Below are 22,521 nucleotides of genomic sequence, written 5' to 3' on the forward strand. Positions count from 1 at the left end.
CCGCAAGAAAGCGAAAAAAGGAGTTCTTCGATTCTTACTGCGATCACCTGCAAATCGTTGTGAAAAGTTGTGAAACGTTGTGATAACGGTCAGTGCGATAGTAGCGTTGTCACAGTCCTGCAGATGGGTCTGAATATCCGTTGGAAGTGCCAGCGTGAGCAGGTACTGGATGCTTTTTATCAGCAGCCCATCGCTGAATACTGCCAGGAATAGCCCTGCATCGCGCATGGCACTGTTGGTGTGTAAGGTGTTTGGCATGCAGGAAGAACTGGGGTATTACCGCGCCCATCTACCGCTGGATGCAGAGCCGGCGTATAGCGAATGGCTGCAGCGGGTTAGTCAGTCATAGCGGTTGATCGATGCAAAAAGCCGGAGCCGGTGTCACTGCCTTGCCCGGCTTTTTTACGCCTCGACTTCAGTTCGTGGTATCTACCCTTATCTTTACGCAAATGCAGGTGTATCGTATTCGCCCCTCGCATTTGCTCGCAGATGCGCTCCGTTGTCGTTTTTGAGGTTGCGCCGTTCATGTCCTTTACCCGTCGGCAAATCCTTACAGGCATCGCCGGTCTGGCCGTCATAGGCCTTGGCGCGGGTGGGGCCTCGCGTTACTGGATGGGGCGGCGCGAGTCGGAGGCCGGTTCGGACTTCGTGCTGATCGCCGCTCCGCTGGATGTGGAACTGGTGGCGGGGCACAAGACACCTGCCTGGGCCTTCGGCGGTTCTGCGCCGGGCACTGAGTTGCGCGTGCGCCAGGGCGAGTGGCTGCGGCTGCGCTTCATCAATCAGTTGCCGGTCGAGACGACCATTCACTGGCATGGCATCCGCTTGCCGCTGGAAATGGATGGCGTGCCGTATGTGTCTCAGTTGCCGGTCAAGCCGGGTGAATACTTCGATTACAAATTCCGTGTGCCGGACGCCGGTAGCTACTGGTATCACCCGCACGTCAGCAGCAGTGAAGAGCTTGGCCGCGGGCTGGTCGGGCCGCTGATTGTCGAAGAGCGCGAGCCGACCGGTTTTGCCCACGAGCGCACGGTCAGTCTGAAAAGCTGGCACGTGGACGAGCAGGGTGCCTTTACCGAGTTCAGTGTGCTACGTGAAGCGGCGCGTGAGGGCACAGCGGGGCGGCTTTCAACGCTGAACGGTATTTCGCAGGCGGTGATTGGGTTGCCTGCCGGGCAGATCACACGTGTGCGCTTGCTCAATCTCGACAATACCGTGACCTACCGCCTCAACCTGCCGGACGCCGAGGCGCAGATCTATGCGCTGGATGGCAATCCGGTCAAACCGCGTCCCTTCGGTGACGAATACTGGCTGGGGCCGGGCATGCGCATCTGTCTGGCGATCAAGGCTCCGCCGGCGGGCGAGGAGATCTCGCTGCGTAACGGCCCGGTGCGCCTGGGTACGTTCCGCTCGGTCGCCAATAATGACGCGCCCGGCCAGTGGCCGCCCGAGCTGCCGGCCAATCCGGTGGCCGAGCCTGATATGGATAACGCCGAGAAGATCAATTTCAACTTCGAGTGGGTGGGCTCCATGTCGGTCAACACCGACAATGGCAAGCCGCCCAGCCTGTGGCAGATCAATGGCGAAGCGTGGGACATTACCGACAAGACCTGCGCCGATCGGCCTATCGCCAGGTTGAAGCTCGGTAAAAGCTATATCTTCGAACTGAAGAACATGACTCAGTATCAGCACCCGATTCATTTGCACGGCATGAGTTTCAAGGTGATCGCCTCCAATCGGCGCAAGATCATCCCGTACTTTACCGACACCTTCTTGCTGGGTCGTAACGAGCGGGCGCGAGTGGCGCTGGTGGCGGATAATCCTGGTGTATGGATGTTCCATTGCCACGTGATCGATCACATGGAAACCGGCCTGATGGCCGCCATCGAGGTGGCATGATGCGGCAACCGCAGATCATCGACCGCAGCAAGGATCAGTACTTCATGCGTGAAGCGCTGGCGCTCGCCGCGCAAGGCGCACTGTTGGGTGAGGTGCCTGTCGGGGCAGTGCTGGTGCAGAACGGCGAGATCATCGGTCGCGGTTACAACTGCCCGATCAGCGGCAGCGACCCGAGCGCGCATGCTGAAATGGTCGCAATTCGTGATGCCGCCAAGACGCTGGACAATTATCGCCTGCCGGGCAGCACGCTCTACGTAACGCTGGAGCCGTGCAGCATGTGCGCGGGGCTGATCGTGCACTCACGCGTGGCACGTGTGGTCTACGGGGCGCTCGAGCCCAAGGCGGGCATCGTACAGAGCCAGGGGCAGTTTTTCAGTCAGGCATTTCTCAATCACCGCGTGCTGTTCGAAGGCGGGGTGCTGGGCGAGGAATGCGGGGCGATGTTGAGCGAGTTTTTCAGAATGCGCAGGGCAGCCAAGGACGCTGGCAAAGACAGCGTTTAGAGCGCAGATTCGTCCGTGCTGCTGGAGGAAGGGACGGGAGAGGCTGGCGGGACGGGCGGTTGGGTCTTGTCGACGCCAGGAACGTGCAGATTGCCATCGGCGACCTGACTTCCTTCAAGCTGTGGCTGCGTCACCCAGGTCAGAATGTCGTAATAACGGCGAATGTTGGCCACGAAATGCACCGGCTCACCGCCTCGGGCATAGCCGTATCGTGTTTTGCTGTACCACTTCTTCTGTGCCAGACGCGGCAGCATTTTTTTGACGTCGAGCCATTTATCAGGATTCAGCCCCTCGTTCTGGGCCAATTTGCGCGCATCTTCGAGGTGACCGCTGCCAATGTTGTAGGAAGCGAGAGCTAGCCACGTACGATCCGGCTCTTTAATCGAGTCGTCCAGCTGATCCTTGATGTAGGCAAAATACTTCGCCCCGCCCTGAATGCTCTGGCGTGCATCCAGCCTGTTGGATACGCCCATGGCTTGCGCGGTGTTCTGGGTGAGCATCATCAGGCCGCGCACGCCGGTTTTCGAGGTCACGGTCGGCTGCCACATCGATTCCTGATAGCCGATGGCGGCCAGCAGTCTCCAGTCGACCTGTTCTTTCTTGGCCGATGTCTGGAAGTGTTTCTCGTATTTGGGCAGACGTTCCTGAAGGTGCTGGGCAAAGGTATAGGCACCCACGTAGCCGAGTACGTCGACATGGCCGTAGTAGCGGTCTTTCAGGCGTTGCAGCGTGCCGTTCTTTTCGACCTTGTCGAGGTAGGCGTTGATTTCGTTGAGCAGGCTATTGTCTTCACCCGGCGCTACGGCCCAGCGCTGTGCGCGGGCTTCGCCCAGGTCGAAGGCCACGCGCACATTGGGGAAGTAGACCTGATTCATTGCCAGCTCATTGGAGTCGACCAGGGTCAGGTCGATCTGGCCTTCGTCGACCATGCGCAGGAGATCAACGACCTCGACCGCGTCAGATTCTTCATATTCAATGCCGGGATTCTGCGCCTTGAGCGCCGCCAGTTGCTCGGCATGCGCACTGCCTTTGAGCACCACGATGCGCTTGCCCACTAGGTCGCCGGGATCGGTCGGCCGTGACTGGCCGTTGCGATAGACCACCTGAGGGGTGACTTCCAGATAAGAATGCGAGAAACGCGCCTGCAATTTGCGCTTTGGCGTCTCGATCAGGCCGGCGGCACCCAGTACCGGACCGCCCGGTTTGTTCATCTGGTCGAAAAGATCGTCCAGATTGTCAGCCGTTTCTATCTTCAATTCGACGCCCAGGTCCTCGGCAAAACGCTTGACCAGCTCGTATTCGAAGCCGGTTTCACCGTTGCGATCCTGGAAATAAGTCGCCGGGCTGTTACGAGTGATCACCCGCAGTACGCCGTCCTCCTTGACTCGCTCCAGTGTGGTGGGTTTTTCCACACAGGCGCCGAGCATCAGGAAGAGTCCGGTTGCGATGAGCCATTTGGCGCAACGTGGGCGGAAATCTGGTTTGAAGAACATCGGTGCAGTATACGCAAAGCGCACCGGGCGCCATATCTCGACAGTGAAGCTTGCGTCTGATAGGCGAGTGGCTTTTATGGGCATTTCCGGAGTTTTTTTGCGTGGGGCGACATTCGGGCGCAGCGGATGCCGCCGTTTTGGGTGATCAAATGCCCGGTTTAGGCTAGAATACGCGGCCTCAAAGCACACCCCTTCTCGAGGCTGTCCCGAAGATGTTGATCCTGCGCGGTGCTCCTGCCCTTTCTGCTTTCCGCCACAGCAAATTACTAGAACAACTGAAACAAAAAGTTTCAGCTGTCAGTGGCTTGTACGCCGAATTCGCCCACTTCGCTGACGTCAACGACGTTCTGACCAGCGAAGAACAGCAGGTTCTCGATCGCCTCCTGAAATACGGCCCCAGCGTGCCGGTTCAAGAGCCGAGCGGCCGTCTGTTTCTGGTGTTGCCGCGTTTTGGCACCATTTCACCCTGGTCGAGCAAGGCCAGCGACATCGCTCGCAATTGCGGTCTGAGCAAAATCCAGCGCCTGGAGCGCGGGATTGCCTTCTATGTAGAAGGCCAGTTCAGCGAGACCGAGGCCCAGGCAATCGCCGACAGCCTGCACGACCGCATGACGCAACTGGTATTGGGCGACCTCGAACAGGCTGCCAACCTGTTCAGCCACGCTCAGCCCAAGCCGCTGACCGCTGTGGACATTCTGGGTGGCGGTCGCGCGGCACTCGAAAAAGCCAACGTCGAGCTGGGCTTGGCCCTCGCCGAAGATGAAATCGATTACCTGATCACCAGCTTCAATGGTCTGGGGCGCAACCCGCACGACATCGAGCTGATGATGTTTGCCCAGGCGAACTCCGAGCACTGCCGTCACAAGATTTTCAACGCCAGTTGGGACATCGACGGTCAGAGCCAGGAAAAAAGCCTGTTCGGCATGATCAAGAACACCTACCAGATGCACAACGAAGGCGTGCTGTCCGCTTACAAGGACAACGCTTCGGTGATCGTCGGTAACGTCGCCGGTCGTTTCTTCCCGGACCCTGAAACCCGTCAGTACGGCGCGGTTCAGGAGCCGGTGCACATTCTGATGAAGGTCGAGACGCACAACCACCCGACCGCCATTGCGCCGTTTCCTGGTGCAGCGACCGGCTCCGGCGGCGAGATTCGCGACGAAGGTGCAACCGGTCGCGGTGCCAAGCCCAAGGCCGGGCTGACCGGTTTCACCGTCTCCAACCTGCAGATCCCCGGTTTCGTGCAGCCTTGGGAGGTGCCGTACGGCAAGCCCGAGCGCATCGTGACGGCGCTGGACATCATGATTGAAGGCCCGCTGGGTGGCGCGGCGTTCAACAACGAGTTCGGTCGTCCGGCGCTGACCGGCTATTTCCGTACCTTCGAGCAGTCCATCACCACACACCACGGTGACGAGGTTCGTGGTTACCACAAGCCGATCATGCTCGCGGGCGGTATGGGCAACATCCGTGAAGATCACGTCCAGAAGGGCGAGATCACCGTGGGTTCCAAGCTGATCGTACTGGGTGGCCCGGCGATGCTGATCGGCCTGGGTGGCGGCGCGGCCTCCTCGATGGCAACCGGCACCAGCTCCGCAGACCTGGATTTCGCTTCGGTTCAGCGTGAAAACCCCGAGATGGAGCGTCGTTGCCAGGAAGTCATCGACCGCTGCTGGCAGTTGGGCGACCGTAACCCGATCAGCTTCATCCACGACGTCGGTGCCGGTGGTCTGTCCAACGCCTTCCCTGAACTGGTCAACGATGGCGATCGCGGCGGACGTTTCGAACTGCGTAACGTACCGAATGACGAGCCGGGCATGGCCCCGCTGGAAATCTGGAGCAACGAATCCCAGGAGCGTTACGTGCTGGCCGTTGGCGTCGAGGATTTCGAGCGCTTCAAGGCTATCTGCGAGCGAGAGCGCTGCCCGTTTGCGGTTGTCGGCGAAGCCACGGCAGAGCCGCAACTGACCGTTACTGACAGCCATTTCGGTAACAGTCCGGTAGACATGCCGCTGGAAGTCCTGCTGGGCAAGGCGCCGCGCATGCACCGCTCGGTCGCCCGCGAAGAAGAGATCGGCGATGATTTCGATCCAAGCACGCTGGACATCGAAGAAAGTGTGCAGCGCGTATTGCGCCACCCGGCAGTCGCCAGCAAAAGCTTCCTGATCACCATCGGTGACCGCAGCATTACCGGTCTGGTCGCTCGCGATCAGATGGTCGGTCCATGGCAGGTGCCTGTGGCTGACTGCGCCGTCACCGCCACCAGCTTCGACGTCAACACCGGCGAAGCCATGGCAATGGGCGAGCGTACTCCGCTGGCGCTGCTGAATGCTCCGGCGTCGGGCCGTATGGCGATCGGCGAAACGCTGACCAACATCGCGGCCTCGCGTATTGAAAAGCTTTCTGACATCAAGCTGTCGGCCAACTGGATGTCGGCGGCTGGCCACCCTGGAGAAGACGCGCGTCTTTATGACACCGTGAAAGCGGTGGGCATGGAGCTGTGTCCGGAACTGGGGATCACCATTCCAGTGGGCAAGGACTCGATGTCCATGAAGACCCGCTGGAGTGACGAGGGCACCGAAAAGAGCGTGACCTCGCCGCTGTCATTGATCGTGACGGGCTTTGCGCCAGTAGTCGACATCCGTCAGACCCTGACGCCCGAGCTGCGCATGGACAAGGGCATCACCGACCTGATCCTGATCGATCTGGGTCGTGGCCAGAACCGCATGGGCGCCTCGATTCTTGCGCAGACTCACGGCAAGCTCGGCCGAGTCGCTCCGGACGTCGACGACGCTGAAGACCTCAAGGCCTTCTTCGCCGTGATTCAGGGTCTCAATTCCGACGGTCATATCCTGTCCTATCACGACCGTTCCGACGGTGGTTTGCTGGTCAGCACGCTGGAAATGGCTTTCGCCGGTCACTGCGGTCTGAACCTGCATCTGGACGGTGTGGCCGACAACGTCTCCGAACTGAGCGCGATCCTCTTCAACGAAGAGCTGGGTGCGGTCATCCAGGTGCGTCAGGACGCTACTCCACTGGTGCTGGCGCAATTCAGCGCGGCCGGTCTGGAAGACTGCGTGGCAGTGATCGGTCAGCCGATCAACAACGATGAAGTATCGATCAGCTTCCATGGCGAGCCGGTATTCAGTGGCCAGCGTCGTCTGTTGCAACGTCAGTGGGCCGAGACCAGCTATCAGATCCAGCGCCTGCGTGACAACGCCGAATGCGCGGATCAGGAATTCGATGCGCTGCTGGAAGAGGACAATCCGGGCCTGACCGTCAAGCTGGGCTTCGACGTCAACGAAGATATAGCCGCGCCGTACATCAAGACGGGTGTTCGTCCTCAGGTTGCCGTTCTGCGCGAGCAGGGTGTCAACGGTCAGGTCGAAATGGCGGCAGCCTTTGATCGTGCCGGCTTCAACGCAATCGACGTGCACATGAGCGATATCCTTGCCGGTCGTGTCGACCTGAACGACTTCAAGGGCATGGTCGCCTGCGGTGGCTTCTCTTACGGCGACGTATTGGGTGCCGGCGAAGGCTGGGCCAAGTCGGCATTGTTCAACAGCCGTGCGCGTGATGCGTTCCAGGGCTTCTTCGAGCGTTCCGACAGCTTCACGCTTGGCGTGTGCAACGGTTGCCAGATGCTGTCCAACCTGCACGAGCTGATTCCGGGCAGCGAGTTCTGGCCGCATTTCGTGCGTAACCGCTCCGAACAGTTCGAAGCGCGTGTGGCTATGGTCCAGGTTCAGGAGTCGGCGTCGATCTTCCTGCAGGGTATGGCCGGTTCGCGCATGCCAATCGCCATCGCGCATGGCGAAGGGCACGCGGAGTTCCGCAGTGACGATGCACTGCTTGAAGCTGACGTTTCCGGCACTGTGGCACTGCGCTTCGTCGACAACCACGGCAAGGTGACTGAAACCTACCCGGCCAACCCGAACGGCTCGCCACGCGGTATTGGCGGCATGACCACCCTCGACGGTCGTGTGACCATCATGATGCCGCACCCGGAGCGTGTATTCCGCGCAGTGCAGAACTCGTGGCGTCCTGAGGACTGGAACGAGGACGGTGCCTGGATGCGCATGTTCCGCAACGCGCGGGCCTGGGTTAACTAAGGCGCGTGTACAAGCTCGCCTTCTTCGTTCCGCCGAGCCATGTGGACGAGGTCAAGAACGCCGTATTCGCTGCTGGTGCAGGGCGAATCGGCGCTTACGATCACTGCTCGTGGCAAGTGCTCGGCCAGGGCCAGTTCCGCCCGCTGGATGGCAGTCAGCCATTTATCGGGCAGAGCGGTGTGGTCGAGTCGGTAGAGGAGTGGAAGGTCGAGCTGGTCGTCGATGACGAACTGATTCAGCACGTGGTGGAGGCTCTCAGGCAGAGCCATCCCTACGAAACGCCTGCTTATGAAGTATGGCGGCTGGCAGAGTTCTGAAGCTGGGCGCAGAGCGTCCGGAAATGCATCACCACGCTGGAGCGTGGGGACGATAACCATCGCTCAGAGTGTCTCGCGGGAGCGAGCTTGCTCGCGAATGCGCAACGCCGTCTATTCAGGGCCGAATTTCGATCATCGTCCCGTCTTTCACCAGATCCCATATTTCCCGCATGTCGTTGTTCTTCAGCGCGATGCAGCCGTTGGTCCAGTCCAGCGTGTGGAAATACCATTCCGGATACTCTTCATCCACCGGTGTGCCGTGGATCATGATCATGCTCCCCGGTTTTACGCCTGCGGAACGTACGCGTGCCGAGTCCGAGACATTCGGGTAGGAAATGTGCATCGACAGGTTGTAGTTATTGCTGGGCTTGCGCCAGTCGAGCCAGTAGAAACCTTCCGGCGTGCGTTGATCGCCTTCCTGCAGCTTGGTGCCCTTGGGGTTCTTGCCCAGTGAGATTCGGTAGGTCTTCAATGCCTCGCCACCGCTGATCAGCTGCAATTGGCGCACCGACTTTAGCACCAGCACCTTGTCGATAGGCTTGCTGGCGATACTCTCGGTATTGATGACCTTGTTATTGATGATTTTCTGTTCGCTGCCCTTGGGCACGATAGTTTGAGTAAACGCGGCCTGCGAAAGCGGCATGAACGACATGCAAAAGAGTGCGAGCAACCAGCGCATTACGATTTCCCTGAAGATACTTCTTTAACAAAAGCGCCGATGTTGTGTGCGACCCTGGCTTTCAGGTGTCCAGCAACGGACGTGACGGGGGAAGGGCGCTGGTATGAACCGGGTAGGTCTGCCGACGCCGATCCGCAAAGAAGTATTCTAGGGTACGCCCGACTGTCATGAAAGCCAGGTCCGACCACGGAATGTCGGCTTCGTCGAATAACTGCACTTCCAGGCTCTCGATGCCTGCGGCGAATGCCTCATTCGCCATCTCCCCGCGATAGAACACATGCACCTGATTGATATGCGGCACATCGATCAAGGTGTACAGATGCAGTTCGCTCAGCGTGGCGCAGGCTTCTTCCATGGTCTCGCGCCGTGCAGCCTGTTCGATGGTTTCGCCGTTTTCCATGAAACCGGCCGGCAGCGTCCAGAAACCCAGGCGCGGCTCGATGGCCCTGCGGCACAGCAGGACCTTGCCGCCCAACGTCACCAGGCAGCCCGCAACGATGTTCGGGTTCTGGTAATGAACGGTGTGGCAATGCTCGCAGACATAGCGCAAACGGCTGTCGCCTTCGGGAATGCGCTGGATAACAGGGTTGCCGCACTGGCTGCAAAATTTCATGGGATCAGTCGATAGTGAACGCAGTCGCTATCTTGGCCTGTCGTGCGGCGGCTCGGCAACCCTCAGTGTGACCGGAGTTGTCCTACAAGGGCTTGGGCGCAGCGTTGCTTTGGTGCATGATGCCAGACAGGCAACAGATCGAGATTTCCCATGCTGGATGAGCTACTTCGCCGTGTAGTCAGTCATACGCCAGAAACCCTCGACTCGGATCGACAATTCCCCGAGGCGGCTGTTCTGGTGCCGATTACCCGCAGCGAGCAACCCGAGCTGATTCTGACCCTGCGCGCCAGTGGCCTGTCGACGCATGGCGGTGAAGTGGCGTTTCCGGGTGGCCGCCGCGACCCGGGCGACCCCGATCTGATTTTCACGGCGTTGCGCGAAGCCGAGGAGGAAATCGGCCTGCCTCCCGGGCTGGTCGAGGTGATCGGGCCTTTGAGTCCGCTGATCTCCAAGCACGGTATTAAGGTCACGCCTTACGTGGGGGTGATACCTGACTTCGTCGAATATCAGCCCAATGACGGCGAGATCGCTGCAGTCTTCAGCGTGCCGCTGGAGTTCTTTCGTCAGGACACGCGCGAGCACACTCACCGTATCGATTACGAAGGCCGCAGCTGGTACGTGCCCAGTTACCGTTATGGCGAGTACAAGATCTGGGGGCTTACCGCGATCATGATCGTCGAGCTGGTCAACGTGCTGTACGACACCAGAATCAGCCTGCATCATCCGCCCGAACGCTCGACGATCTGAGTCGCTGGCACCTGAAGCGTCACTGTTTATAGTTCGTCCCCATGAGTACGACCCGCCCGAGGAGGCTGCATGAAATTTCGCCTGGGAGAATCCCGTGTCCAGACCGATCCGCAGAGCTGGGTGGCTCCCAATGCGACGCTGATCGGCAATGTCAGGCTTGAGGCCGGCGCGAGTGTGTGGTTCAACGCGGTGTTGCGTGGCGACAACGAACTGATTCACATCGGTGAAAACAGTAATGTGCAGGACGGCACGGTGATGCACACCGACATGGGCTCGCCGCTGAGTATCGGCAAAGGCGTGACCATCGGCCACAACGCCATGCTGCATGGCTGCAGTGTTGACGACTACAGCCTGATCGGCATCAACGCGGTCATCCTCAACGGGGCGAAGATCGGGAAATACTGCATCATCGGCGCCAATTCTCTGATCGGAGAAAACAAGGTCATTCCTGATGGCTCGCTGGTCATGGGGACACCGGGTAAAGTGGTGCGCGAAGTTACCGATGTGCAGAAGCAGATGCTGGAAGCCAGCGCAGCCCATTACGTACATAATGCCCAGCGTTACGCCCGTGACCTGGCGGTGCAGGAAGATTGATGAGCACTGATACCCCGATCGAAAAGCCGGTCCGCTCCCCCTGTGTGAGTATTTGTGCACTGGATGAGCGGGATATATGCACCGGTTGCCAGCGAACCGTCACCGAGATCACCCGCTGGAGCCGCATGAGCAACGACGAGCGACGTGTCGTGCTCGGCCTGTGCGACGAGCGCGCCAGAGCCAGCGGCCTGATGTGGACGGTTGGCGGGGCACGCTGATGTTCTGATGGCCTTGTAGCCGCGAACAAGTTTGCTCCTACAGGTTATCCGCGAGCTTTTGTAGGTGCGAACTTGTTCGCGAAGAGGGCGGTGCAGTCGATGCATTTGCTACGTCAGGAATAACGCTTTCGTTTTCGCTTGGGCGCGGCTCTTGCCCGCGTTTGCTATCATTGCCGCTCGCTTGCACAGGCCCAAACCCTCCATGCTTTTCCTGATCGCTTACATCAGCAGTGTCGTGCTGATCAACTTCGCCTTTTCCAGTGCGCCGCACCTGGACATGATCTGGTCTGCCTGGGGCGGGCTGGTGTTCGTGTTGCGGGACATGGTGCAGATTCGCTTTGGCCATGGCGCGATCATTGCCATGCTGGTGGCGCTGGTCCTGTCCTATGTCACCAGCGACCCCACCATCGCCCTGGCCAGCGCCACGGCGTTTGCGGTTTCCGAATGCATTGACTGGCTGGTGTTCAGCATTACCAGGCGCCCGTTGCGTGATCGGTTGTGGATCAGCTCGGCACTCAGCATTCCGCTGGATACCTTTATCTTCTTCGGCATGATCGACGCCCTGACAGCGCCAGTCGTGCTCACCGCGCTGCTATCGAAGTTCGCTGGCGTGACCATTGTCTGGATGATCATGGCCTGGCGGACGCGCAACAGTGCGTGTCCGGGCTGAGCGCCCATTTGCCGGGGCTTCGTGGTAAATTGCGCGCCTTTCTCCACAGCGGTTGCTTGCATACGGCGGGCAGCCCTCGACATCTGCTTCACGAGGACCTGAGATGACTCAAATCGGAACTCCACTGTCGCCCACCGCGACGCGCGTACTGTTCTGCGGCAGCGGCGAACTGGGCAAGGAAGTCGTGATCGAGCTGCAGCGCCTTGGCGTTGAAGTTATCGCTGTTGACCGTTACGAGAACGCGCCGGCCATGCAGGTCGCGCATCGCAGCCATGTGATCAACATGCTCGACGGCGCAGCACTGCGCGCAGTCATCGAGGCCGAGAAGCCGGATTTCATCGTTCCGGAAATCGAAGCCATCGCCACCGCGACGCTGGTTGAGCTTGAGGCCGAAGGCTTCACTGTGATCCCGACCGCACGCGCCGCGCAACTGACCATGAACCGCGAAGGCATTCGTCGTCTGGCGGCTGAAGAGCTGAAGCTGCCGACCTCGCCTTACCACTTTGCCGACACTTTCGAGGCGTACAGCAAGGCGGTCGAAGACCTCGGTTTCCCGTGCGTGGTCAAGCCGGTCATGAGTTCTTCGGGCAAGGGGCAGAGCCTGCTCAAGAGCACCGATGACGTACAGAAAGCCTGGGACTATGCGCAAGAGGGCGGTCGCGCCGGCAAGGGTCGCGTCATCGTCGAAGGGTTCATCGACTTCGATTACGAAATCACCCTGCTGACCGTGCGTCACATCGGTGGCACCACGTTCTGCGCGCCGGTTGGGCATCGTCAGGAAAAGGGCGACTATCAGGAGTCCTGGCAGCCGCAGGCTATGAGCCCTGTTGCGCTGGCAGAGTCCGAGCGGGTTGCCAAGGCGGTGACCGAGGCATTGGGTGGGCGCGGGATGTTTGGCGTCGAACTGTTCATCAAGGGCGATCAGGTGTGGTTCAGCGAAGTCTCGCCGCGCCCGCACGACACCGGTCTGGTGACGTTGATTTCTCAGGACCTGTCGCAGTTTGCCCTGCACGCACGCGCGATTCTTGGCCTGCCGATTCCGTTGATCCGCCAGTTCGGCCCTTCGGCGTCGGCAGTGATTCTGGTCGAAGGCCAATCCACGCAAACCGCTTTCGCCAACCTCGGTGCTGCGCTGGCCGAGCCCGACACCGCATTGCGTCTGTTCGGCAAGCCGGAAGTCAACGGTCAGCGGCGTATGGGCGTTGCCCTGGCGCGTGACGAGTCCATCGAAGCCGCCCGTGCCAAGGCCACTCGTGCCTCGCAGGCAGTCGACGTCAAGTTGTAATGCTCACGCCGCAGGCGGCAAGAAACAACGCTGCGCGTGTTCTTGCCGCCTGCATTCACCATGACCTCAACGCTATAGCTCGCTGTCCCGCGTCTCCTTCAGGCTCAACACCGCCAGCACGCTGATCAGCGCTGCTGCAGACACATACCCGCCCACCCAGCTCAGGCCACCCATCGCCACCAGTTTCTGGGCGAAGAAGGGGGCGACCGACGCCCCGACGATTCCGCCCAGGTTGTAGGCCGCCGATGCGCCGGTGTAGCGAACCTGTGTCGGGAACAGCTCCGGTAGCAGCGCGCCCATCGGGGCGAACGTGATGCCCATCAGAAACAATTCGATGCATAGAAACAGCGCCACAGCCCAGGTGCTGCCGTGGGTCAACAGTGGCTCCATGGTGAAACCTGACAGGATCGCCAGCACGCCACCCGCAATCAACACCGGCTTGCGCCCGAAGCGATCGCTCGCCAATGCAGCCAGCGGTGTGGCCGCCGCCATGAACAGCACCGCAAAGCACAACAGCCCCAGGAACGTTTCCCGGGTATAGCCCAGCGTGGCCACGCCGTAGCTCAACGAAAACACCGTCGAGATATAAAACAGTGCGTAGCAGACCACCATCGACGCCGCACCGAGCAGCATGGGTTTCCAATGCTGACCGAAGGTTTCCACGATGGGCAGGCTGACCCGTTGATGGCGAGCCATGGCCTTGGCGAAGACGGGTGTTTCTTCAAGCTTCAGACGCACGTACAGTCCGACCATGACCAGTACGGCACTGAGCAGAAAGGGAATCCGCCAGCCCCACGCGCGGAATTGTTCGTCATCGAGGGTCATTGCCAGCGTCAGAAACAGGCCGTTGGCGGCGAGAAAGCCGATTGAAGGGCCCAGTTGCGGAAACATGCCGAACCAGGCGCGCTTGCCTTTCGGGGCATTCTCGGTCGCCAGCAGTGCCGCGCCACCCCATTCGCCACCCAGGCCAAGCCCCTGGCCGAAGCGCAGCACGCACAACAGAATCGGCGCCCATGCCCCGATCGTCGCGTAGCCTGGCAATACGCCGATCAGTGTGGTGCAGATCCCCATCAACAGCAGCGAGGCCACTAGCGTCGACTTGCGCCCGATCCGGTCGCCGAAGTGACCGAACAGCGCCGACCCCAGAGGACGAGCGAGAAAGGCGATGCCGAAGGTCAGAAATGACGACAGCATCTGTGCCGTGCCCGATGTCTGCGGAAAAAAGACCGGACCGATCACCAGAGCGGCGGCGGTGGCATAAACGTAAAAGTCGTAGAACTCGATGGCCGTGCCGATGAAGCTGGCCGTGGCGACGCGGGTCGTCGAATTCACCGGCTTTGCGGGCGCGTCGTGATCTTCACGAGAGAGCGGGGTGCTGGTCATGCGGATTCCCTGACAGTCGACTCGCCGGTCGGCAAGGACCGTGTCCGGCAAGCATGTATTTATTGTGATTGTGGGTGCAGCGTCGAGCAGAGTAACCCGAATGGGTCGAGAGGCAAGGGTGGGGCGATCTATTTGAAGGCAGACATCTATTTGAACGTGCGGACCAGCGTGTTCTGCCACATGGCGACACGCTTGACGCGGTTGTCCTCGGTCTCGAGGATTTCCAGCCGGTAAGGCCCTATTTTCAAGCAGACTGGAGCGTCCGGGATGGTTTCCAGTGCTTCGGTAACCAGCCCGTTGACGGTTTTCGGACCGTCTGAAGGCAGGTGCCAGCCAAGGCTCTTGTTCAAGTCGCGAATGGACGCTGCGCCTTCGACTTCAAGACGCCCGTCGTCCTGTTGTTTGACGTGCGGATTATCCAGCCGCTGCTCGCTTTCGAACTCGCCGACAATCTCTTCGAGAATATCCTCAAGGGTGACGATGCCCAGCACTTCGCCGTATTCATCGACCACCACGCCGAGACGCCGTTGCTGTTTGTGGAAATTCAGCAACTGCAACTGCAATGGTGTGCTTTCCGGCACGAAATAAGGCTCGTAGCAGACCGCCAGCAACTGCTCTTTGGTCAACGTGCCCTTGGGCAGAAGGTGGCTGATGTCACGGGTATTGATGACGCCTTGCACCTGATTGATGTCGTTGTGATAGACCGGCAGGCGCGTGTGCCGTGAAATGATCAGGCGTTCGATGATCATTTCCATGGGGTCATCGAGGTTGACGCCATCCACTTCGTTGCGCGGGATCAGGATGTCATTGACCGTAATGCTGTCCAGCGCACGAATGCCTGACAGCACGCTGGCGCGCGGAGAGTATTCCTGGGCAGCATCGTTGCGCGGGGTATTTTGCGTGTCGTCTTCGAAAGCCTGATCCTGCTGTTGTACGGCGCGAGACAGGAAGGGACGCAGCAGTGTCTTGGCCAGAACATTGAACACGTAGGCCAGCGGCCAGACGATCTTCATCGGAATGCGCAGCACACTGTTGCCCAGCAGCAGCGTCGAGACAGGGTGGCGGTTCGCCAGGCGGCGGGGCATGTATTCGGCGAAGACCAGCATGATGCTCACGGTAGCGAGCCAGGCCACGGTGGGGCCGTTGTAGAACCAGTAACTGGCGGCGATAAGCGTGGCGATGACAGTGATCAGTACCCTGATCAGGGTATTGCCCAGAATCAGGCTGTTCAGGTTGAACGCCAGCTCGGGAAGCGGTGCCGACTTTTCCGGGCGGCTGGCGGCGCGCATCGCCTTGACTTGATGATGAGCAGCCTCAACTGCGGTCAGCAGACCGGCCCACAACAGTAGTAGGGCGAGGACACCGAGCAGCGGGCCCAGGGGCAGATTATCCATGATCAGGGCCCGTCAGATGTGCAGGATGAATTCGCGTACCAGCTTGCTGCCGAAATAGGCGAGCATCAGCAGGCAGAAACCGCCCAGGGTCCAGCGAATGGCCTTGTGACCACGCCATCCAAGGCGGTTACGCCCCCACAGCAGCACACTGAACACGATCCAGGCCAGACAGGCCAGCAGGGTCTTGTGCACCAGATGCTGGGCAAACAGGTTTTCGACGAACAGCCAGCCGGAAATCAGCGACAGCGAGAGCAATGACCAGCCAGCCCACAGGAAACCGAACAGCAGGCTTTCCATGGTTTGCAGCGGCGGGAAGTTCTTGATCAGCCCGGAAGGGTGCTTGTGCTTGAGGCGGTAGTCCTGCAACAGCAGCAGCAGCGCCTGAAATGCAGCAATGGTAAACATCCCGTAAGCCAGCAGCGACAGCAGGATATGGCTGAGGATGCCGGGCTCTTCCATGATCGGCTGCACGGTGCCGCTAGGGGCGAACTGGGCGAGCAGTACGGTGACCATGCCCAGCGGGAACAACAGTACCAGCAGGTTTTCCACCGGGATGCGCGACGTGGCGATCAGGGTCACGACGATCACCGACGCCGCGATAAGGCTGGCCGAGTTGAAAAAGTCCAGGCCAAGGCCGACCGAGTGCGTCAGTTGGGAAAACAGACCAATGGCATGTGCGATGACCGCCAGTGTACCGAGCAGGCAAAGCAGCCGCTTGTCGGGCTTGACGGCCTGGCTCAGGCGCAGGCTCTGATAGACGGTCGCAGCGGCATAAATGATGGCGGCGGCGAGGCTGGGAAGCAGGCTGGGTGGCAAAGGGGACATAGATCCTGATGGACGGGCCTGAAAAGACGCTGAGTTTGGCATAGAACCGGCAAATCACGAAAGACCACAGAAGCAGTCTGCGTGGTGTCCGTGCGACGGAGTCTTCGCTATAATCCGCGACCTGCTCAAGCCGCAGGCTCGCCGAGCGCCATTTCTGCATTACGGGCCGGGCCGCATCAACCGGGGTTCGACGAGAGCCTGAAAGGATCGCGCATGTTTGAAAATCTGACTGACCGCCTCTCGCAGACGCTGCGCCATGTTACTGGCAAGGCCAAGCTGAACGAGGACAACATCAAAGATACCTTGCGCGAAGTGCGTATGGCGTTGCTCGAAGCCGACGTCGCCTTGCCGGTGGTCAAAGACTTCGTCAATAACGTCAAGGAACGCGCCGTCGGCACCGAGGTGTCGCGCAGCCTGACCCCGGGTCAGGCGTTCGTGAAGATCGTCCAGGCCGAACTCGAAAGCCTGATGGGCGCGGCCAACGAAGACCTGGTGCTCAATGTCACGCCGCCTGCCGTCATCCTGATGGCGGGTTTGCAGGGCGCGGGCAAGACCACCACTGCGGGCAAGCTGGCGCGCTTCCTTAAAGAGCGCAAGAAAAAAACCGTGATGGTGGTGTCGGTCGACGTTTATCGTCCCGCAGCCATCAAGCAGCTCGAAACGCTGGCCAACGACATCGGTGTGACGTTCTTCGCCTCCGACATCAGCCAGAAGCCGGTGGACATCGCCCAGGCGGCCATTAAAGAAGCCAAGCTCAAGTTCATTGACGTGGTCATCGTCGACACCGCCGGTCGTTTGCACGTCGATGTCGAGATGATGGGCGAGATCCAGGCGCTGCATGCGGCGGTCAAGCCGGCCGAGACGCTGTTCGTGGTCGATGCCATGACCGGCCAGGATGCTGCCAATACCGCCAAGGCCTTCGGTGACGCATTGCCGCTGACCGGCGTGATCCTCACCAAGGTCGACGGTGATGCCCGCGGTGGTGCCGCCCTGTCGGTGAGAGCCATTACCGGCAAGCCGATCAAGTTCATCGGTATGGGCGAGAAGAGCGAGGCGCTGGAGCCGTTTCACCCGGACCGCATCGCGTCACGCATCCTCGGCATGGGCGATGTGCTCAGCCTTATCGAGCAGGCCGAACAGACCCTCGACAAGGACAAGGCCGACAAGCTGGCGAAAAAGCTCAAGAAGGGCAAGGGCTTCGATCTCGAAGACTTCCGCGACCAGCTGCAGCAGATGAAGAACATGGGTGGCCTTGGCGGCCTGATGGACAAATTGCCGAGCATCGGCGGCGTCAACCTGTCGCAGATGGGCAACGCCCAGGGCGCAGCGGAAAAACAGTTCAAGCAGATGGAAGCCATCATCAACTCAATGACCCCTGCCGAGCGTCGTGATCCGGATCTGGTCAGTGGTTCGCGCAAGCGCCGCATTGCGATGGGTTCGGGCACTCAGGTTCAGGACATCGGGCGTCTGATCAAGCAGCACAAGCAGATGCAGAAGATGATGAAGAAATTCTCCGCCAAGGGCGGGATGGCCAAAATGATGCGCGGCATGGGTGGAATGTTCCCCGGCGGCGGCATGCCAAAAATGTAATTGCGTCGCGTGCAAGAGGCTTTGCACGCGTCCCATCTGGGGGATAACCCCCAGTCAGCCCGCGTCATGCGGGCTTTTGCCGGCTGTCATACCGACAGCTCCCTCGCAAATCTGGAAGGCATGCCGATAGGCGCCGGAAAAAGACATTTGCAAAAGTCGGGATATTCCTTAGAATATGCGGCCTTTCGGGCACCTATGCCCGCTGTGCATCTTAGATTTGCAGCACCGACTACAGGAACGATGTTCAATGCTAACCATCCGTCTTGCCCTTGGCGGCTCCAAAAAGCGCCCGTTTTACCACCTGACCGTAACCGACAGCCGCAACGCTCGTGACGGTTCCCACAAGGAACAGGTTGGTTTCTTCAACCCTGTTGCCCGTGGTCAGGAAATCCGTCTGTCCGTTAACGAAGAACGCGTCAACTACTGGTTGAGCGTGGGTGCACAAACTTCCGAGCGCGTTGCCCAGCTGCTCAAAGAGCACAACAAGACCAAGGCCGCGGCCTGAGTCTTATGAGCGCGACGCCTGCATCTGCCGACGATCTGATCGTCATTGGCAAGATTTACTCGGTTCATGGCGTTCGCGGCGAAGTGAAGGTTTATTCCTTTACTGATCCGATTGGAAACCTGTTGGACTACAAAACCTGGACGCTTCGGCGCGAAGGCAGCGTTGATAAACAGGTGGAGCTGGTCAGCGGACGCTTGCAAAGCAAGTTTCTGGTCACAAAGCTCAAGGGTCTCGATGATCGTGAAGAAGCACGTCTTCTGTCCGGTTACGAAATCTGCGTGCCGCGTAACCTGTTCCCTGATCTGGACGATGGCGAGTACTACTGGTACCAGCTTGAAGGCCTCAAGGTCATCGACCAACTCGGGCAATTGCTCGGGAAAATCGATCACCTGCTCGAAACCGGTTCGAACGATGTAATGGTTGTAAAGCCCTGCGCGGGTAGCCTGGATGATCGCGAACGCCTGTTGCCCTATACAGAGCAATGCGTGTTGGCAATCGATATGGCTGCTGGCGAAATGAAGGTGGATTGGGACGCGGACTTCTGAATGCCATGGCCAGCCTGCGCATAGAAGTCATCAGTCTGTTTCCCGAGATGTTTTCCGCCATCAGCGAATACGGCATTACCAGCCGTGCGGTGAAACAAGGGCTGTTGCAGCTTACTTGTTGGAATCCGCGGGATTACACCACTGATCGCCATCACACTGTGGATGATCGCCCATTTGGCGGTGGTCCTGGCATGGTGATGAAGATCAAGCCCCTTGAAGATGCTCTGGTTCAGGCCAGGCAAGCGGCAGGGGATGCGGCGAAGGTGATTTACCTGTCGCCACAAGGCCGCCAGCTGAATCAGTCTGCGGTACGCGAACTGGCGCAGGAGGAAGCGATTATCCTCATCGCCGGTCGTTATGAAGGCATTGACGAGCGTTTTATTGATGCTCATGTCGATGAAGAGTGGTCGATTGGTGACTATGTTCTTTCCGGTGGCGAGCTGCCGGCGATGGTCCTGATTGACGCGGTTACGCGGCTGCTGCCTGGAGCTTTAGGGCATGTGGACTCCGCGGAGGAAGATTCCTTCACGGACGGTCTGCTGGATTGCCCGCATTACACCCGACCTGAGGTGTATGCGGATCAGCGTGTTCCCGACGTGTTGCTAAGTGGCAATCACGCGCACATCCGGCGTTGGCGTTTACAGCAGTCCCTTGGGCGGACCTATGAACGACGCGCTGATCTTCTGGAAAGCCGCTCGCTTTCTGGAGAAGAGAAGAAGCTGCTGGCGGAATACATCCGCGAGCGGGACGATAGTTAACGTATCGATGGTCGATCCAGACGGATTACCTTAGGAGCACCAGCATGACTAACAAAATCATTCTTGCCCTCGAAGCAGAGCAGATGACCAAAGAGATCCCTACCTTTGCACCAGGCGACACCATTGTCGTCCAGGTTAAAGTGAAGGAAGGCGACCGCGCTCGTCTGCAAGCATTCGAAGGCGTTGTAATTGCCAAGCGTAACCGTGGCGTGAACAGTGCTTTCACTGTTCGTAAAATCTCCAACGGTGTTGGCGTTGAGCGTACTTTCCAGACTTACAGCCCGCAAATCGACAGCATGGCTGTGAAACGTCGCGGTGACGTTCGCAAGGCCAAACTGTACTACCTGCGTGACCTGTCCGGTAAAGCAGCGCGCATCAAGGAAAAACTGTCCTGATACAGTTTTTCGATGCATAAAAAAGGCAGCCCCAGGGCTGCCTTTTTGCTGTCTGCTGTTTGATGATTCACCCCTTGTCTACCGACACACGCACTGAGTGAACATGGCTGCCATCGACCATCCGCTGATTGACCGGTTTCTGGACGCGCTCTGGCTCGAAAAGGGCCTGTCCGACAACACCCGGGATTCTTACCGCAGTGATCTGGCGCTGTTCAACGGCTGGCTGCAGGAGCGCAACGTTGATCTGATCAGTGCCGGGCGTGAAGTCATCCTCGATCATCTTGCCTGGCGCGTTGAAAATGCCTACAAGCCGCGCTCCACGGCGCGTTTCCTGTCTGGCGCACGTGGCTTCTACCGCTACCTGCTGCGCGAAAAGCTGATTTCCGTCGATCCCACCCTGCAGATCGACATGCCTCAGTTGGGCAAACCGTTGCCCAAATCGCTTTCCGAAGCTGACGTCGAAGCATTACTTGCTGCTCCCGACCTGAGCGAGCCAATCGGCGAGCGTGACCGCGCCATGCTTGAGGTGCTGTATGCCTGCGGTCTGCGCGTGACCGAATTGATCAGCCTGACCCTGGAGCAGGTCAATCTGCGTCAGGGCGTGCTGCGCGTGATGGGCAAAGGCAGCAAGGAGCGACTGGTGCCCATGGGCGAAGAGTCCATCGTCTGGGTCGAGCGTTATCTGCGCGGCGCCCGCGACGAGTTGCTGGGCGGAAAGCCCAGCGACGTACTGTTCCCCAGCACCCGTGGCGATCAGATGACCCGCCAGACCTTCTGGCACCGTATCAAGCACCAGGCAACAGTTGCAGGCATTGGCAAATCCCTGTCACCGCACACCCTGCGCCATGCCTTCGCCACCCATCTGCTCAATCACGGCGCTGACTTGCGCGTGGTGCAGATGTTGCTCGGGCACAGTGATCTCTCGACAACGCAGATCTACACCCATGTGGCGCGGGCGCGGTTGCAGGAATTGCATGCCAAGCATCATCCACGCGGTTGACTCACGACGTATTTTGCGAAGCTTCTTACGTCGCTCCGAGTCGGCCCCGCGAGCCTTATGTGGTAGGCTTTGCCGGTTTCGCCTATCAAGGCTGGCACTCCTTTTTTCGACAGTTGCCAGCCTGTCCGCCGTCATAGGAGTTTTCATGCGTTTGCCACAGATTTTCGCTGCCGCGGCTTTGATGCTGGCCGGCACCTTCAGTATGTCTGCCCTGGCTGATGCAGCCCCTGATCAGGCCATCCGCAAGACGCTCGACTCGCTGGAATTGCAGCTGCCGGTCGAGAGTATCTCGCCGAGCCCGCTCAATGGCCTTTATGAAGTGAAGCTCAAGGGCGGCCGCGTCCTGTACGCCAGTGCCGACGGTCAGTTCGTGGTTCAGGGCTATCTGTTTCAGGTGCAGAACGGCAAGCCGGTCAACCTGACCGAGAAAACCGAACGTCTGGCCATTTCCAAGACCATCAACGCCATTCCTGCTTCCGAGATGGTGATCTATCCGGCAGTGGGCGAGACCAAGTCGCACATCACAGTATTCACCGACACGACTTGCCCGTATTGCCACAAGCTGCACGAAGAAGTCGGCCAGTTGAACAAGATGGGTGTCGAAGTCCGTTACCTGGCATTCCCGCGTCAGGGCCTTGGCTCTCCGGGTGACGAGCAGTTGCAGGCGGTGTGGTGTTCCAAGGATCGCAAAGGCGCGATGGACCGCATGGTCGACGGCAAGGACATCAAGGCCGCCAAATGCGACAATCCGGTCAGCAAGCAATATGAGCTCGGCCAGTCGATCGGCGTGAACGGGACGCCTGCGATTGTCCTGGCCGACGGCCAGGTAATTCCGGGTTATCAGCCAGCAGCTCAGGTTGCCAAGCTGGCAATGGGCGCCAAATAAGCCGGTGTTTTCAGGCGCGCCTTGTGCATACACGGCGCAAGTGGCCGAAGTGTCGTCAAAATTTCAGCCGCATGGCGCCATGCGGCAGTTTTTCCACAGCCGATTCAGGTTCG

General features: G+C 59.3%; 22 protein-coding genes. 16 read left to right on the forward strand and 6 right to left on the reverse strand.

What is annotated here, in order from left to right:
- Nucleotides 1-525 precede the first annotated feature (525 nt).
- Nucleotides 526-1,899 (forward strand): multicopper oxidase family protein, encoded by a 1,374-nt coding sequence (locus tag ACW55A_RS02185; protein ID WP_498810465.1) that lies wholly within the window; start codon nucleotides 526-528, stop codon nucleotides 1,897-1,899.
- Nucleotides 1,896-2,402, forward strand: a complete 507-nt coding sequence (tadA, locus tag ACW55A_RS02190) for a tRNA adenosine(34) deaminase TadA (protein WP_498810467.1) — start codon at nucleotides 1,896-1,898, stop codon at nucleotides 2,400-2,402. Before ACW55A_RS02185 ends, tadA begins: the two co-directional genes overlap by 4 nt.
- Here the strand turns inward: tadA and mltF are convergent.
- Nucleotides 2,399-3,979, reverse strand: a complete 1,581-nt coding sequence (gene mltF / locus ACW55A_RS02195; RefSeq protein WP_498810469.1) for a membrane-bound lytic murein transglycosylase MltF — start codon at nucleotides 3,977-3,979, stop codon at nucleotides 2,399-2,401. The two genes, tadA and mltF, sit on opposite strands and share 4 nt — an antisense overlap.
- Nucleotides 3,980-4,107: 128 nt before the next feature.
- On the opposite strand from mltF, the gene purL reads away from it, so the two are divergent.
- Both purL and ACW55A_RS02205 read left to right on the forward strand, forming a co-directional pair.
- Nucleotides 4,108-8,004 (forward strand): phosphoribosylformylglycinamidine synthase, encoded by a 3,897-nt coding sequence (gene purL, locus ACW55A_RS02200; RefSeq protein ID WP_046719815.1) that lies wholly within the window; start codon nucleotides 4,108-4,110, stop codon nucleotides 8,002-8,004.
- 5 nt (nucleotides 8,005-8,009) lie between these two features.
- A complete protein-coding gene (locus ACW55A_RS02205) occupies nucleotides 8,010-8,321 on the forward strand; it encodes a YqfO family protein (protein ID WP_248671273.1) in 312 nt (103 codons plus the stop codon).
- Between the two features lie 115 nt (nucleotides 8,322-8,436).
- Here ACW55A_RS02205 and ACW55A_RS02210 read toward each other — a convergent pair whose 3' ends face one another.
- Nucleotides 8,437-9,000, reverse strand: coding sequence for a L,D-transpeptidase family protein (locus ACW55A_RS02210; RefSeq protein WP_498810472.1), 564 nt, complete (start codon nucleotides 8,998-9,000; stop codon nucleotides 8,437-8,439).
- Nucleotides 9,001-9,061: 61 nt separating this feature from the next.
- The gene (locus tag ACW55A_RS02215; RefSeq protein WP_010428262.1) at nucleotides 9,062-9,613 is read right to left on the reverse strand and encodes an NUDIX hydrolase; all 552 of its coding nucleotides are present in this window, start codon (nucleotides 9,611-9,613) and stop codon (nucleotides 9,062-9,064) included.
- A gap of 150 nt (nucleotides 9,614-9,763) precedes the next feature.
- Between ACW55A_RS02215 and ACW55A_RS02220 the strand changes: the two genes are divergently transcribed.
- The 5 genes from ACW55A_RS02220 to purT all read left to right on the forward strand — a co-directional run bounded on the left by ACW55A_RS02220 (nucleotide 9,764) and on the right by purT (nucleotide 13,127).
- Nucleotides 9,764-10,360, forward strand: a complete 597-nt coding sequence (locus ACW55A_RS02220; RefSeq protein ID WP_003365012.1) for a CoA pyrophosphatase — start codon at nucleotides 9,764-9,766, stop codon at nucleotides 10,358-10,360.
- Nucleotides 10,361-10,429: 69 nt separating this feature from the next.
- Nucleotides 10,430-10,954 carry a gamma carbonic anhydrase family protein gene (locus tag ACW55A_RS02225; protein ID WP_498810475.1) on the forward strand — a complete coding sequence of 175 codons (525 nt, stop codon included), beginning with the start codon at nucleotides 10,430-10,432 and terminating at the stop codon, nucleotides 10,952-10,954.
- Entirely contained in the window at nucleotides 10,954-11,172 is a 219-nt protein-coding gene (locus ACW55A_RS02230) for a DUF1289 domain-containing protein (protein ID WP_498810477.1), read from the forward strand. The genes ACW55A_RS02225 and ACW55A_RS02230 overlap by 1 nt, the downstream gene beginning before the upstream one ends.
- Nucleotides 11,173-11,374: 202 nt before the next feature.
- Nucleotides 11,375-11,842 (forward strand): preQ0 transporter, encoded by a 468-nt coding sequence (locus ACW55A_RS02235; protein ID WP_455808884.1) that lies wholly within the window; start codon nucleotides 11,375-11,377, stop codon nucleotides 11,840-11,842.
- Between the two features lie 103 nt (nucleotides 11,843-11,945).
- Nucleotides 11,946-13,127: a formate-dependent phosphoribosylglycinamide formyltransferase gene (gene purT, locus ACW55A_RS02240; RefSeq protein ID WP_072365650.1), complete on the forward strand. Its 1,182-nt coding sequence runs from the start codon at nucleotides 11,946-11,948 to the stop codon at nucleotides 13,125-13,127.
- Between the two features lie 72 nt (nucleotides 13,128-13,199).
- Here the strand turns inward: purT and ACW55A_RS02245 are convergent, their stop codons facing one another.
- The 3 genes from ACW55A_RS02245 to ACW55A_RS02255 all read right to left on the reverse strand — a co-directional run bounded on the left by ACW55A_RS02245 (nucleotide 13,200) and on the right by ACW55A_RS02255 (nucleotide 16,729).
- Entirely contained in the window at nucleotides 13,200-14,510 is a 1,311-nt protein-coding gene (locus ACW55A_RS02245) for an MFS transporter (protein ID WP_430302420.1), read from the reverse strand.
- A 146-nt stretch (nucleotides 14,511-14,656) separates the two neighbouring features.
- Nucleotides 14,657-15,904, reverse strand: coding sequence for a transporter associated domain-containing protein (locus tag ACW55A_RS02250; RefSeq protein ID WP_044309230.1), 1,248 nt, complete (start codon nucleotides 15,902-15,904; stop codon nucleotides 14,657-14,659).
- Nucleotides 15,905-15,916: 12 nt separating this feature from the next.
- A complete protein-coding gene (locus tag ACW55A_RS02255) occupies nucleotides 15,917-16,729 on the reverse strand; it encodes a cytochrome C assembly family protein (RefSeq protein WP_003314223.1) in 813 nt (270 codons plus the stop codon).
- A gap of 213 nt (nucleotides 16,730-16,942) precedes the next feature.
- On the opposite strand from ACW55A_RS02255, the gene ffh reads away from it, so the two are divergent.
- The 7 genes from ffh to dsbC all read left to right on the forward strand — a co-directional run bounded on the left by ffh (nucleotide 16,943) and on the right by dsbC (nucleotide 22,408).
- Complete coding sequence (gene ffh / locus ACW55A_RS02260) at nucleotides 16,943-18,319, forward strand: signal recognition particle protein (RefSeq protein WP_010427934.1); 1,377 nt, start codon at nucleotides 16,943-16,945, stop codon at nucleotides 18,317-18,319.
- 247 nt (nucleotides 18,320-18,566) lie between these two features.
- The gene (rpsP, locus tag ACW55A_RS02265; RefSeq protein ID WP_002552521.1) at nucleotides 18,567-18,824 is read left to right on the forward strand and encodes a 30S ribosomal protein S16; all 258 of its coding nucleotides are present in this window, start codon (nucleotides 18,567-18,569) and stop codon (nucleotides 18,822-18,824) included.
- A 5-nt stretch (nucleotides 18,825-18,829) separates the two neighbouring features.
- Nucleotides 18,830-19,369, forward strand: a complete 540-nt coding sequence (gene rimM / locus ACW55A_RS02270) for a ribosome maturation factor RimM (protein ID WP_003314225.1) — start codon at nucleotides 18,830-18,832, stop codon at nucleotides 19,367-19,369.
- A gap of 5 nt (nucleotides 19,370-19,374) precedes the next feature.
- Nucleotides 19,375-20,127: a tRNA (guanosine(37)-N1)-methyltransferase TrmD gene (gene trmD / locus ACW55A_RS02275; protein ID WP_002552523.1), complete on the forward strand. Its 753-nt coding sequence runs from the start codon at nucleotides 19,375-19,377 to the stop codon at nucleotides 20,125-20,127.
- A gap of 44 nt (nucleotides 20,128-20,171) precedes the next feature.
- Nucleotides 20,172-20,522: a 50S ribosomal protein L19 gene (gene rplS, locus ACW55A_RS02280; protein ID WP_002552524.1), complete on the forward strand. Its 351-nt coding sequence runs from the start codon at nucleotides 20,172-20,174 to the stop codon at nucleotides 20,520-20,522.
- Nucleotides 20,523-20,625: 103 nt separating this feature from the next.
- A complete protein-coding gene (gene xerD / locus ACW55A_RS02285) occupies nucleotides 20,626-21,522 on the forward strand; it encodes a site-specific tyrosine recombinase XerD (protein ID WP_003391200.1) in 897 nt (298 codons plus the stop codon).
- Nucleotides 21,523-21,667: 145 nt separating this feature from the next.
- Nucleotides 21,668-22,408: a bifunctional protein-disulfide isomerase/oxidoreductase DsbC gene (gene dsbC / locus ACW55A_RS02290; RefSeq protein ID WP_003364987.1), complete on the forward strand. Its 741-nt coding sequence runs from the start codon at nucleotides 21,668-21,670 to the stop codon at nucleotides 22,406-22,408.
- The last annotated feature ends 113 nt before the right edge of the window (nucleotides 22,409-22,521 follow it).

Source organism: Plantibacter cousiniae (nom. nud.) (genome assembly GCF_977070315.1).